General features: G+C 33.5%; 10 protein-coding genes and 1 riboswitch. Of the genes, 3 read left to right on the top strand and 7 right to left on the bottom strand.

Annotated elements, in window-relative coordinates; genetic code table 11:
• Positions 1 to 375 precede the first annotated feature (375 nt).
• Entirely contained in the window at positions 376 to 2,151 is a 1,776-nt protein-coding gene (locus M1D66_RS17810) for a M60 family metallopeptidase (RefSeq protein WP_242554665.1), read from the top strand.
• Between the two features lie 193 nt (positions 2,152 to 2,344).
• Here M1D66_RS17810 and M1D66_RS17815 read toward each other — a convergent pair whose 3' ends face one another.
• The 5 genes from M1D66_RS17815 to M1D66_RS17835 form a co-directional block, all read right to left on the bottom strand.
• Positions 2,345 to 2,524 (bottom strand): hypothetical protein, encoded by a 180-nt coding sequence (locus M1D66_RS17815; protein WP_000060529.1) that lies wholly within the window; start codon positions 2,522 to 2,524, stop codon positions 2,345 to 2,347.
• 227 nt (positions 2,525 to 2,751) lie between these two features.
• Complete coding sequence (gene nheC / locus M1D66_RS17820) at positions 2,752 to 3,831, bottom strand: non-hemolytic enterotoxin NHE subunit C (protein WP_242554666.1); 1,080 nt, start codon at positions 3,829 to 3,831, stop codon at positions 2,752 to 2,754.
• A 107-nt stretch (positions 3,832 to 3,938) separates the two neighbouring features.
• Positions 3,939 to 5,147: a non-hemolytic enterotoxin NHE subunit B gene (gene nheB / locus M1D66_RS17825; protein WP_000162958.1), complete on the bottom strand. Its 1,209-nt coding sequence runs from the start codon at positions 5,145 to 5,147 to the stop codon at positions 3,939 to 3,941.
• A gap of 37 nt (positions 5,148 to 5,184) precedes the next feature.
• Positions 5,185 to 6,345 carry a non-hemolytic enterotoxin NHE subunit A gene (nheA, locus tag M1D66_RS17830; RefSeq protein ID WP_000751824.1) on the bottom strand — a complete coding sequence of 387 codons (1,161 nt, stop codon included), beginning with the start codon at positions 6,343 to 6,345 and terminating at the stop codon, positions 5,185 to 5,187.
• A 592-nt stretch (positions 6,346 to 6,937) separates the two neighbouring features.
• Positions 6,938 to 8,764 carry an APC family permease gene (locus tag M1D66_RS17835; RefSeq protein WP_000254887.1) on the bottom strand — a complete coding sequence of 609 codons (1,827 nt, stop codon included), beginning with the start codon at positions 8,762 to 8,764 and terminating at the stop codon, positions 6,938 to 6,940.
• Positions 8,765 to 8,908: 144 nt separating this feature from the next.
• Positions 8,909 to 9,055: riboswitch (cyclic di-AMP (ydaO/yuaA leader) on the bottom strand.
• A gap of 140 nt (positions 9,056 to 9,195) precedes the next feature.
• On the opposite strand from M1D66_RS17835, the gene M1D66_RS17840 reads away from it, so the two are divergent.
• Positions 9,196 to 9,324 carry a hypothetical protein gene (locus M1D66_RS17840; RefSeq protein ID WP_000031873.1) on the top strand — a complete coding sequence of 43 codons (129 nt, stop codon included), beginning with the start codon at positions 9,196 to 9,198 and terminating at the stop codon, positions 9,322 to 9,324.
• A 64-nt stretch (positions 9,325 to 9,388) separates the two neighbouring features.
• Here M1D66_RS17840 and panE read toward each other — a convergent pair whose 3' ends face one another.
• Complete coding sequence (panE, locus tag M1D66_RS17845; RefSeq protein ID WP_001221904.1) at positions 9,389 to 10,333, bottom strand: 2-dehydropantoate 2-reductase; 945 nt, start codon at positions 10,331 to 10,333, stop codon at positions 9,389 to 9,391.
• A gap of 175 nt (positions 10,334 to 10,508) precedes the next feature.
• Between panE and M1D66_RS17850 the strand changes: the two genes are divergently transcribed.
• Positions 10,509 to 11,984 (top strand): hypothetical protein, encoded by a 1,476-nt coding sequence (locus M1D66_RS17850; protein WP_086385867.1) that lies wholly within the window; start codon positions 10,509 to 10,511, stop codon positions 11,982 to 11,984.
• A 209-nt stretch (positions 11,985 to 12,193) separates the two neighbouring features.
• Here the strand turns inward: M1D66_RS17850 and trhO are convergent, their stop codons facing one another.
• The gene (trhO, locus tag M1D66_RS17855) at positions 12,194 to 13,153 is read right to left on the bottom strand and encodes an oxygen-dependent tRNA uridine(34) hydroxylase TrhO (RefSeq protein WP_000246231.1); all 960 of its coding nucleotides are present in this window, start codon (positions 13,151 to 13,153) and stop codon (positions 12,194 to 12,196) included.
• Positions 13,154 to 13,601 lie beyond the last annotated feature (448 nt).

Raw genomic sequence — 13,601 nt, forward strand, 5'->3', positions numbered from 1 at the left:
AAATATTTTTTAGTAAATGTTAAAAATTTTACGAGAATGTAATTTTTTAACATTTTAATTTTTCTCAATTGTATAACTTTATTTTTGAACTATACTTAATTCGTAATCCCAAAATTAGGAAAGGAGCTTTGAGATAGGACATTTATCTTAATTGTTTACTTAGAGGAGTGATTTAAGAAATCAATGAAGGTAATGTGTTTCTAAATTAATCAGGAAGGGCACTTGAAGTGTTACTATGCTTTTTTTTACTCATCTAAAAATATCATCAACATTTTTTTATAAGTGTGAATTTAAAAAATCCACTTTCGGCATTAGTGAAAAAACTGATATTTCGTATGTAAGTAATAATGAATTTTAACGAAGGGACTGATCTATATGAACAGAAGAAAGAATTGTAGATTACAAAAAACTATAAAGGTGTTTGCAACATCTGCTATTTTAGCAACCACGTTATTTACACCTATTACGTCAAACAATTTAGATGTACATGCTGAAACTGCACAAACTGCAACTCAATTTGAACAAAGAGAGTTTGACCTTCCAGGTACAGGAAGTTTTTGGGATGAAGCAAAAAGAGAAAAAAGAAGTGAGCAAAAAAATTATATGCCAACAGGCATATATGTGAAACCTAATGAACAGGTTACAATTACAGTATCAGGAACGCAAAAGATTAGAGCCATTATTGGGACACATCAATATGATAAAGAATGGGGAAAAGAAATTGATCTTTCACCTGGCTCTAATACCATCTCTTCACCAAACGGCGGCGTATTAGGGTTAGATAATTTTCAAAGCACAGGAACAGTTAAGGTGCAAGTAACGCAAGGCGGTAGCCCTATTCCTTTCTTTGTATTAGGGAAACACACAAAAGCAGACTGGATTGCCATGATGAACAACTATCCAAATGCACATGCAGTACAATTGAAATCAGAACGAGCGGTGCTAACTGTAACTCGTGATAGTGCCAATAAATATATTGTAAATCAAGATCCTGTGCCCCTATTAAATAAATATGATGAAATGATTCGAGCGCAAGACAAGTTAGCAGGGCTATCTGAAACAGATCCTAATCCTTTACATCGTTCAACTCGTCGTATTTGGGCCTTTGTAGAAAATCCTAACGCACAAAGTTGGGGCATGTATGCAAGTTGGGATGGAGCCGTCTTTACGACTGCTGGTGAAGCTATCAAAAGTACTTTAAATGTCAATGAGTTTGGGTGGGGACAAATGCATGAAGCGGGACATGCACGACAACAATATCCATGGACGTGGAATGATTTAAGAGGTATGGGTGAAGTAACTAATAATCTATATTCTTTAGCTGCATTCAAGAAAATATACCCAAATATACCAACACGTTTAGATACAGAGGGAGATTATAATAGAGCTTTTGCGTATTTAAAACAAACAAATAAGGAATATAAAAATATTGACGACCTGTTTGTAAAACTTGTTATGCTTTGGCAACTTCATTTGGCATATGGGGATGATTTTTATCCAAATCTCCACAAATTATATCGTGAGATACCAGAGGATCAACTTCCCAAAACAGACGAGGATAAAATACAGGCATTTATTTACAATACATCGAAAATAGCAAAACAAAATGTACTGCCATTCTTTGATAAATGGGGATTGAAAGCAACACAAGAAACGAGACAAAAAGTAGAAGCTTTAAACAATCCAACATTAATTGCACCTATATGGGAAGCGACGGATGCTAAACCTGTTAAACCACTTGCTGTATTGTCAAAAAAAATAATGAAGGCAAGTGCAAATAGTGAGGAATCAACGGGCTCAGCTAGTAAGGCGATAGATGGAAAAACAGATACATTTTGGCATAGTACTTGGACACCAAATCAATATCCTTACAATTTGACACTAGAACTTGGTGATACACGTACCATTTCACAATTGGCATATCTTCCAAGGCAAGATTGGTCAGAAAATGGCCGTATTTTAACTTACAATATTTATACGAGTGTAGATGGCATTACGTATGACAAAATATCATCAGGAACATGGGAAAATAATAGTGATAAGAAAACGGCAACATTTACCCCAGTTACTGCAAAGTATGTAAAAGTGGAAGTAACGAAAGGACAGAATGGATTTGCTTCAGCAGCTGAAGTAGATATTTTAGGGTATTAATTATTTTCACTTGTAAATGAGTATATGATCACAGGGTGGATTTTGAAATATTTTGAGGATCTGCCCTGTGATATTTTTTGCGTATTTCATGTTCTGTTTTCACTTTATAATTTCTGATAGGAAATTAAGTGAATAAGTTTCAGTTAATACTAATAAAGTAAAAGTCTATAATGATTCTTCAAAAATTTCTTCCTCAAAAAATCTTTTTTGTTTCAACATTTTTCTGACTACTTAGTTTTTCAAACACTGCTTCTGCTTCTTGACCATAATCTCTAAATGTACCTCCAGCAACAGAATCAATTTCTAAATATTTTTCCTTTGAAATCAGATTAGGAGTTAAGGAACCCTTATTCTCATCTCCTACTAAAGACATGTACATAAATATAAGTAGAAATATAACTAATAATCCTAATGTTATTTTCCCTATTTATTGTCTCCTGTTCTAAAAAAACAGTTTCTGTCTATCATACCAACAATAGGGAATGTCCTTTTAGAATTTATAAAAAATATAAAAATACATGACAAACTTATATATAATTGCAAGTTCAACCCTTACAAAAAAACAAGATAAAAAAATAAACAGCAGAACTAGTCCACTGTTTACTTCGCCACGCCTTCATGTAATTTTTCTGTATAATCCTTTACATCTTTCCAGCTATCTTTCGCTGTATGTAAATCTTCTTTTATAAACGTAAACTCTTCCGGACTAATTCCTTTTACGTTTTGTAGTAAATTATTATATTTTGCACCTACTGTATACCATTGATTTGATATGTTTTGTAGTGCTGTAATTGCTGCATCAATTGTTTCTGTCATGTTTGTTGTTTTATTTTTTACATCAGTCAAAATTACGACTTCTGCTTGTGCTCCTGAAATTCTATCTTTTAAATTGGCGATTTCTCTTTCTGCATTTGCGATATCTTTTTTCGCAACCGCAATCATCGGCCCGCCAGCAAGACATGTTATTAGAGCTACGCAAAGTACGCCACCAGCAATGACCATATCATTACTCTTTTTAATCGAATCGTTATATGTATTTATTTGTTGCTCTAGAGCTGGAATACCAGCATTCGTACTTGCCAATATCGATGTTAACTGATTTGTATCCTCTTTGAAACTATTTGTCTCTTTCGCCATTCTATCGCGAAAAGCTTTCAAATTTCCTAATAATCCATCTACCTCATTTTGATTCTTTACAATATCCGCATACAACTTTTCTAAATCCGCTTTTAATTTCCCGCTATCCTTTTGATCAATCGCTATTAACATGTCATTATAATACGATTGAAAAGTATTATTGTAATTTATAATATTTTGATCTGTTTTCATAATTTGAGGCTTCATATTATTTAACCAATATGCTGCATTAATTTTTGCATCTCTTTGATGCTGAATCATATTCCCTTTAAATTCACTATTAATCGAACTTATTTTACTTAAATCCGTCTCTTGTTGATTTTGAATTAATTTTGCATATGAATCCATTGCAAATATGCTTGATGTCGTTTGTGCCATTACATCTTGGAATCCTGCTGGTCCAAGAGAATAGTTTTTCACATTTTCTTGTAGCACCGTTACATTTTGTTCTGCTGCAAAAGGATGTAAAGGAAATGCGTTACTCGTTGCCACCCCAGCAATCATTACCGCTAAAAGACATTTTTTATAAAATCGTTTCTGCATATTTTTCACCTATTCTCTTTATAAGGATATCAAAAGCTCCTGCTCACAACTGAACAGGAGCTTCAAATCATTCATCAACACTTAACGCCCTAACGATTCGTATTCGATTATGCTTTTTTCGTATCTACTACTTTAATATCTTCAGCATAAATCTTTTCTGCATAGTCTTTAATGTTTTTCCAGCTATCTTTCGCAATGTTTAAATCTTCTTTAATGAAAACAAGATCGTTTGGACTAATTGAATCCACATTTTGAAGTAAAGAATTGTATTTTGATCCCATTGTATACCATTGGTTTGAAATGTTTTGCAACGCTGTAATTGCAGTATCAATCGTATTTGTTAAATACTCAGTTTGTGTTTTAATGTTCGTTAACCCAGCTACTTCTAATTGAGCAGTTGTAATTTGTCCAGTTATTTTTTGAATTTCAGCTTGTGCATTGTCAAGTTCTTTCTTCGCTAATACGATACCAGCTGTACCACCGCCTACAGCTGCTGCACCACCTGCAATTAATGCGACTCCTAGCGGTGTTCCTGCGCCCGTAGCAATAACTACTGCACCACCAATAATTGCAATTGGTCCTAGAGCTGTCGCAACAGATGAACCGATAATAATTGCATTATATTTACTAATTGCTTCATTGTACGTTGTAATTTGATTTTGCAGAAGGGGAATCCCTGCATCTTGACTAGCTAATATAGATGTAATTTGATTTGCATCACCCTTGAAGTTTTGCGTATCCGACGTCATTTTATTTCGGAATTTCTTTAAGTCTTCTACTAACTGATCCACTTGCGCTTTATTTTCATTAATACTACTTGATAATCTAGTTAGGCCTTTCGTAAGAGTCGCTTTATCTTTTGCATCTACCGCAGCAACTAAAGTATCATAATAGTTTTGGAATTTCGTATTGTAGTTAATGATGTTTTGATTCGTTGAAATAAGCTGTGGCTTTAATACATCTAACCATTGCTTCGCATTTCCTCTAGCTGTATCTTGGTGCTGAATCACTTTTCCTTTTAAAGCTGCATCAACAGTCGATACATTTCCAAAGTTAACATTACCTTGTTTAATAATTGTTAAAGCATACAGATCCATTACTAAAGCATTTGAACCTGTTCTTTCCATTGCATCTTTCAAGCCTTCTGGTCCTAATGAATATTCTTCATAGTCATTATAAGCTTTTGCTACCGCATGAACTGGAGCTTGTTTCACTGTACTTTCAGCTGCATACGCATGAGCCGGCATAATATTTCCTGCTGCAAATACTGCCATCAGTGCTGATAGAGCCATTACTTTATAAGGTTTTTTTGTCATTTTTCTTCTCTCCCTATATCGCTAATTATTTTTCTGTTTAATGTACTTCAACGTTTGTAACGTAATCTTCAAATTGATTTGTTTGCTTATTCATTTCATCACTTACTTTTTTAATTTGATTGAAATGTTTTTGAAGTAAACTACTGTCTGTATACGTGCCTTCTTCAACATTTGTTTGAATTTGGATCATATTATTATTTAAAACTTTCCAATCCGTTAATAACGTTTCTAAAGTTGTAATTTGACGATCAATTAATTCTGTAAAGCTATTTACTTGATCTTCAACGAATGTAATTTGAGTCGCTTCTGCTTCAGTTTGTGATAACTTTTGAATAAGTGGCAATAACTCTTTTTGCTTTTGCTGAATGCGAAGAGCTGCTTCTCTCGTTTGACTATCTGCAGCATTTACAATTTCATTACTTAAAGTACCGATAGAAACAAAATCGATTGTTTTCGTTTGTGCAGTTTGATTTGTGATTGTAAATACTTGTTTACCGATATTAATAGAACCTTTAATAATTTCTTGAGGTCTATTCAAAATAGTAGTTAGTTCAGCTTGAATTTCCCCTTGAATTCTTTTAATATCTTCTCTTAATTTCACAATATCTCCACTTGATCCTTGCAGTGTTTTTATTGCTTCATCGGCTTTAATTGATAAATTGTTACTATCTTTATCTAATACTGTTTTAAATCGATTTAACTCTAATAAATCTTGCTCCATACTCTCTTGGATGCTCTGTACTTGCAATTGTAATTTTCCATATGCACTCATAAAATCTGATTTTGCTTGCTGATCTTCATTTACGTTTCCTGCTAGTTCATAGAGCTTACTATAATAGCTATTAAATCTATTGCTGTATCTCATCATCTCTTGATTTAAGTCAATTAGCTTCGGATTATATTCATCAATCCACTCTCGTACATTCGCCTTTGCAAACTTTTGATGATTCGTTAAGCTACTCATCGCATTTACCTTAATGTCTGGCTGTTGCAAAATAATTAATCCGTATGCTTGAATAAGCGGTGATTGTGATCCTAACATTCTAATTGAGTTGGATAATGTATTTGGAGCAATTACATTTTGCGCATATACTGTTTTCACTTCCGTTTGCCCCTCCTTAGCGTAAGCGCTTACAGGAATGAAGCAACTCGTAGATACTGCTGTAACCAATAACCCTGTAATTAAAGTTTTTTTCACTTTAACTCCTCCTATGTATTAGCAACTATTACTATCGCATTTTATTATTCTATTTTCTTGCATATAATTTAAGATGGTTAAACTAGAGGACGTACTCACCGTGATTGACGTACGAACCATCTCTCCCAACTGTTATTGCTACAGTACTTACTTATTGTTATAAAACTTTTCATATGTGCTTAGTATGAATAACGTTGCATAAATTTTCTATCGACCCTCATTTTCCACATCGATACAGTGAATATATTACATAAAAATATTATTCATTTTAAACTTAATAACGTAAGTAAATATGAAATTCCGTTTTGTTTTCATATAAATTTTGTACTGTAAGGTCATTTAAACACAGCTGTTTATATATCGTAAAGAAGTATTTTCATTCCCTTTATTTTCAAGCTTTCATGTCCTTATTTCAAAATATAATCCGATTCGCTTTATCGATTGAAATATCTACATATCACAACAGAAAACACTACTTTCAAATAACCAATTAAATTATATTGGTATAATTTTTAAGCCCATATGCAATTATGCATAGCATATACACAAAAAGGATAGCTTCATTTTCACAAAGCTATCCTTAAAAATCTTCTTATTTTTTCAAATGATATGGAACTGTCGTAATAACAACATTTCTTTTATAAAGTAAATACGCACGTATGAGTAAACTGGATTGATTATGAAGAATGTTATGCCAACCTTTTTTTGGAATAAACTGTGGTATAACGACCGTAACACGGTAATTCGATTCACTCGCCTTATATTGCACTGTATCGATAAACTTCGTTAGCGGCTGAATAATACTTCTATAATGAGAATGTAATGTAACAAGCCTTACTTCAGGTTGCCACTTCTTCCATTTCTCTTCAAATTTCTTTTCCTCTTCTCTGTCAAAAGCAACATATACTGCGATAACTTGATCTGCCGAAAGGGATTTCGCATAGTTCAATGAATTTTCTACTACATGGGTCATACCTGCTACAGGAACGACAATTACATTCCCCTCAATTGGAATAAGAGGTTCGCAAGTTTTTAAACTTAATTGATCACCCACTGCATCATAATGCTTCTTAATTCGATGGAATAAGAAGATAATAACTGGTAAGAAAATAAGAATCGACCAAACTTGTGCAAATTTAGTTAAAAAGAACATGCTCATTACGATAAAACTAATAACTGCACCAATTAAATTAACCGTTAATCTTAAAGCCCATCCTTCAGGCTTTTCGCGAAGCCATTTTAATACCATCCCTGTTTGAGAAAGTGTAAATGGAATAAATACACCTACTGCATATAGTGGAATTAAATGTTCTGTTTGTCCTTGGAAAGCTACAATTAAAATAATCGAAGCAACTCCAAGTATAATAATACCGTTTGAGTAACCTAGACGGTCTCCTCTAATCGTAAACATTCTCGGTATGAATTTATCTTTTGCAAGGTTAACCGCTAATAAAGGAAATGCAGAATAACCTGTATTAGCAGCGAGAATTAATATTAAAGCTGTTGTACCTTGTATGAAATAGTACATGAAATTACGTCCAAATGTTTGTTCAGCAATTTGAGAAACAACTGTTACTTCTTTACTCGGAGTCACTCCGTAATAATAAGCTAAAAATACAATTCCTGAAAATAACACAGCAAGTAATGCACCCATTGCAAGCAATGTTTTTGCAGCATTGTTTGGCGCAGGATCTTTAAAGTTCGGAATTGCATTTGAAATTGCTTCAACACCTGTTAAAGCAGAACTACCTGATGCAAATGCTCTTAGTAATAAAAATAAACTAATCCCTGCAACTGGTGTACCAATCGGCGCATGTAAAGTGGGTGAAACATGACCAGTTAAAATATTATATATGCCCACACCAATTAATATAAATAGTGCTAAAACGAATAAATAAACAGGATATGCTAAAACGGAAGCTGATTCCGTTACTCCCCTTAAATTTAATATCGTAATTAATATAACAAATATAACCGCAATAATTACGTTGTGTGCATGTAAGCTAGGAAACGCAGACGTAATTGCATCTGTACCAGCGGACACACTTACCGCAACAGTTAAAATATAGTCAACTAATAAAGATCCTCCAGCAATTAAGCCTGGATTCATCCCTAAATTTTCTTTTGATACAACATACGCTCCCCCGCCATGCGGATAAGCAAAAATAATTTGACGATAAGATAAAATAAGGGCTGTCAATAATACTAATACCCCAACAGCGATCGGAATGGAATACCAATAAGCGATCGCTCCAACACCTGCTAAAGCAATTAAAATTTGCTCTGGACCGTAAGCAACTGATGACAATGCGTCAGAAGATAAAATAGCTAAAGCTTTCGTTTTATTAAGCTTTTGTTCTCCAAGCTCCGTTGATTTTAACGGTCTTCCAATTAAAAATCTTTTAATAGATGAAACCAATGCTGTCCACTCTCCAATAATTTTGTACGAACTTTTCTGCTTGTTACAGCCAGTAAACTATTTCCTCAGAAAACAAAAAATGTCTACAAGCCATAGCGAAATAGACTTGTAGACATTATTTTTTTTGTCGCACAAGCTCCACCTTCCTTCTCAATATAACGCTTACGAGGTTAGCTGTCGGATTCGGGCCTATGAGTAGCCCTACCTTTTTTAAGGATTCACCCCATCGGATTATGTACTAATCCGTAAAAACGGGTCCCCCGTACCATGCGGTTTCAGCGATTTAGAAAATTGAAACTGTGGATTATAATACTCCTTTATTTTCAAAAAGTAAACAAAAATTTTCAATAAGAAAAAAATTAAAATGATTGTGCATAATCCACTGAGAAATATACATAATGAATACTAAAAAATCCGCAAAGGAGACCCATATGTCTAAAGAAAAGAAGCCTATTTTTTCCGATTCATATTTAGATGCAGTAGCAAATGAAATTAATCAGTTATATGGTAAACGTGAACAGGAAATAAATTTGACAGATAGAACGAAAAGAAATAAATAATTTGTCATACAAAAAAATAAAAAAGATAGCAATACACTTATATATTGCTATCTTTTTTATTTTTTCATACATCTAATTCTATTACAGATCTGTTAAAGGTCATCTCTTCATACACCTTTAAATTTTGATATATAGTGCCTAATAATGGTGCCGCTATAGAAAATTTCTCTGCTACATCCAGTAAATATCCTTGCAAGTGCTTCCCTTCAATAAACGAACCCTTCTCCATATCACGTTGCATCGATGACTTCATATCATACGAAATTTTATCAATTGTTTTCATATGTTCCTCGGCAATATTTTCCTTTACGGGAGCTCCTAATACTCTCATGATTTGTACAGATTCCTCAAATACATTACGGATAAAATCACGGCCGCCTTCACTTTCACGGATTGGTCCAATTGGTGCACGCATTAACGTTGTCACACCGGACATTACAGTAATAAATAAATATTTATGCCACATATCTTGCGTAATATTTTCACTTAAAACAAAACTAGATTTCGTACCTGCAAATGCTTTAGAAATATGCTTTACTCTCTCTGAATTTTGAGACTTAATTTCTCCAAACACAAGTCTGTTGGCAGCGCTAGTTTGTACAATTTCTCCTTGATCGTTTAACGTCGTCTCGATAAAGCATAAACCGCCAATTACTTTTTCTTCGCCGAATTCTTTTTGTAATAGCGATAAATGAGCGATACCATTTAACAATGGAATGATTACAGTATTTTCGCCAACAAACGGCTTCAAATCTTGAATTGCCTCGTTTAAGTGATACGCTTTTGTTGAAAATAAAATGACATCAAATGGAGAAGTTCTCTCTTCTTTCGTTATTAATTTCGGTTGAAAGGAAAAATCCCCGTTAACACTTCGGATTACAAGTCCTCTTTCCTCTAATTGTTTTTTCCGTTTACTACGAACAAGAAATGTAACATCTTCTCCCTTTTCGACTAATCTGCCACCAAAAAATCCTCCGACTCCACCAGCGCCTAATACTAAAATCCGCATACAGCATCCCCCTTTTCAAAATAAAATTTTATAACTTTTAGTATACATAACATTATACATGTCCTCTGCTAAATAAGCTGAATTTTCACTCTCAATCGGGTATAAAACAGTGGTTATTTTCAAATAAATTTGGGCATGTTGTTTCTATAGCATATACGGAAAGGAAACAATGTAGATGGAGGTAATACAAGCAATTGAGGAAAAAGATGTAGCAACAGCTATATTTCAATTTATATTCCCGTTTTCTTTTAAAACTGGATATGAACAAAATATGTTCCCTTTCTTACAAAAAAACGATTTTCGTCCTTTTCGGCTCGATCATCTCGATGATGAAAATACATATTATGGGGAGTTTAAAGTTTCACATCAAAATATGGAAGCATACTATCTTTCATTTACCAATAAAATTCTCTTTCCTCACTCAGAGCATCAAAAGGGCTTGCAACGTTATTCAAAGGACCTTAACTTAACTGGACATTTAACAACAAACCTTATTTCAATCCCATTCAAGATACACTCTATTGATGTAACACTTTGTCCTTATGAACTTGGCTTCTTAACAATTCGAACAGAAGTAAACACTGCTCCAAACATGACTTTATCTGAAGCAATCGAATTCGCTGCTCGCTTCCGTGTACTTGAAACTAAAAATGATACAAATGAGACTATTTGTATTGAATGTAACGGAAAAAAGTATTCCCAAGTTGAAAAATTCATTTTTGGTTATTTATTTCATGGCGTAACTGATTTCTTTGAAAAGAAGAGATTAAGAAGTTCATACTTTCAAACCTTCCCTTTCTTCGAAGACCAAAGAATGTACGTCCAAACTTTATTGTCACTAAAAGAAGGTATGGAACTTAACGAAGTGGATGTTTATCGTACTTCTAGTCTTTCCGGATTAACAAGTGATGGTAAGCCATATGTGAGTGCAAATAACCTTCCTTACATTCATGACTATTTAAAAAAACACGCTTACCAGAGATGGGCTCCAAATCGTTATTTCATAATGGAAGAACATATTTTTACATGTGTAACAAATGAAGGAGAACGCGAAATCGCTAAACTTGCTAGTCAAATGTACGGGGAATTTTATTACGCTTTATTATTAAACCTATTCCATAAAATTGTTTTATTAAAAATGGCGAACGCCTATGCTGAGCTAAATATTGAACAAGATACTAATGAAATAGAGAAATTAATTTATTCGATCAATTCGTTCACTGCTAATTATTTTTCTTTAGAATTAGTATCCCAATCACAGAGTGAAGATATTTTCTTCCGCTTAAGAAAACTTTTTAATATTGAGGTTCTATACTCGAACGCGAAACAAAATCTTGATAGTTTGTTTAAATATCAAGAAAATGTCGCCTCTAAAAAAGATAGCCTTTTATTATTAATTTTAACGCTCTACTCTGTAGTGGGCCAAATGTTAGGGTTTACTATGATTGACCTTTTAAGAAACACCGATTCAAACAAAATATCGTCACCTCTTGAATTTTTCGCTCTATTAATTGCGATTAGCGGCATTGTCATTTCACTTATTTTAGGAGCCCAAAGTTTATACCAATGGGGTCTACAACATAAACGAAGAAAAGCTTGGGTAAAACAAACTGTACTTTCTGCCGTTAAAGAGAAAGAAGATAAAAATTAAAGAAGATTATTTTCAAATTCTTGGCCCGCTGCAGTAAGTGAATTTTTATCAGCGATTTTCCCATTATATCGGCGCAACTCGAAATATATCAGCGATTTTTTTAATATATCGACTTACCGACAAAAACCGACAAATAACAGGACCGGATAATAAAAAAAGGGTGCTCCAAAATTAAACTTGGAGTACCCCTTTTATTATACGAATTCAGTTTACTTCCCTGCTTCGATTTGCTCTAATGCAGCAGCTACTTGCTCTTCCGTTAATTCATGTTGTATTACGTAGCGGTTACGTGGACTTACACGACATTCATGAGAACATGCACGTAAATATTTCGCTTCGTTTTCTTCAGAACATAAAATTTTCTTATTACATTCTGGATTTGAACAGTTTACATAGCGCTCACAAGGTTCACCTGTAAAGTGGTCTTTACCAACGATAACATGTTCTTTTTGGTTTACTGGTACAGCAATACGCTCATCGAACACGTAACATTGTCCATCCCAAAGCTCACCTTGTACCTCTGGGTCTTTTCCGTACGTTACAATTCCGCCGTGAAGCTGACTTACATCTTCATAGCCTTCACGAACTAACCAACCAGAAAACTTCTCACAACGAATTCCGCCTGTACAATAAGTTAAAATCTTTTTACCTTCAAGTACTTCTTTATTTTCACGAATCCAATCTGGTAATTCACGGAATGATTCGATATCAGGTTTAATCGCACCTTTGAAGTGACCTAAATCAAACTCATAATCATTTCGTGCATCAATGATAACTGTATCTTCTTGTTTCATTGCTTCATAAAAATCTTTTGGTTCTAAATACTTGCCAGTTATTTCGTGTGGGTTAATGTCATCTTCTAGACGAAGTGTAACTAACTCTGGACGAGGACGCACGTGCATTTTCTTGAATGCATGACCATCAGCTTCATCTATTTTAAATACAATACCGTCAAAACGTGGATCATTGTTCATTGCTTCCATGTATTTCTCTGTTTGTTCTACAGTTCCTGAACAAGTTCCGTTAATACCTTCTTTCGCTACAAGAATTCTTCCTTTTAATTCAAGTGAATTACAAAATTCTAAATGCTCTGCCGCGAATTCTTCTGGGTTTTCAATTGTTGTGTACATGTAATATAGTAATACTCTGTATGGTTTTGTAGTTGCCAATGTATTTCTACCACCTATCTAATTTTTAAAATCATGTATAAGTTAACGTTCATATCAAAACATATATAATAAGAAAATGAATCCCATTTTCTTTTCTTTATACTATTTTCTATCAGTTAACAAAAATAAAAAACAAGATTACACATCAAAACACTATGGTTATGTTGTAATCCCAATATATTATATATCATACAAATGCAATTCCATCAATTAATATGCTGGATTATCGGCTTTATGTTCACATAAATTTCAAAATTGACCCTTTAATTTATTATGTTTCCCCACGTCATCACACCATAAACTCCCAATTTATTTTACGTTATCACACCATCCATTGCATAAAGGCATATAATTTGCATTAAGGAAACTTTCGTGTTCAAATGAAATTATCATATAACATATTTAAATGTATTGAAATAATGAGTAAGAATAAATACAATAATTTCAT

It is taken from the genome of Bacillus sp. PK6-16 (assembly GCF_056530295.1).

Bases quoted from the DNA above. Each gene is read 5' to 3' on its own strand.
- M1D66_RS17840 (WP_000031873.1), top strand. From the start codon at position 9,196: ATGTCTAAAGAAAAGAAGCCTATTTTTTCCGATTCATATTTAGATGCA.
- panE (WP_001221904.1), bottom strand. From the start codon at position 10,333: ATGCGGATTTTAGTATTAGGCGCTGGTGGAGTCGGAGGATTTTTTGGT.
- nheB (WP_000162958.1), bottom strand. From the start codon at position 5,147: ATGACAAAAAAACCTTATAAAGTAATGGCTCTATCAGCACTGATGGCA.
- M1D66_RS17815 (WP_000060529.1), bottom strand. From the start codon at position 2,524: ATGTCTTTAGTAGGAGATGAGAATAAGGGTTCCTTAACTCCTAATCTG.
- nheC (WP_242554666.1), bottom strand. From the start codon at position 3,831: ATGCAGAAACGATTTTATAAAAAATGTCTTTTAGCGGTAATGATTGCT.
- M1D66_RS17810 (WP_242554665.1), top strand. From the start codon at position 376: ATGAACAGAAGAAAGAATTGTAGATTACAAAAAACTATAAAGGTGTTT.
- M1D66_RS17850 (WP_086385867.1), top strand. From the start codon at position 10,509: ATGGAGGTAATACAAGCAATTGAGGAAAAAGATGTAGCAACAGCTATA.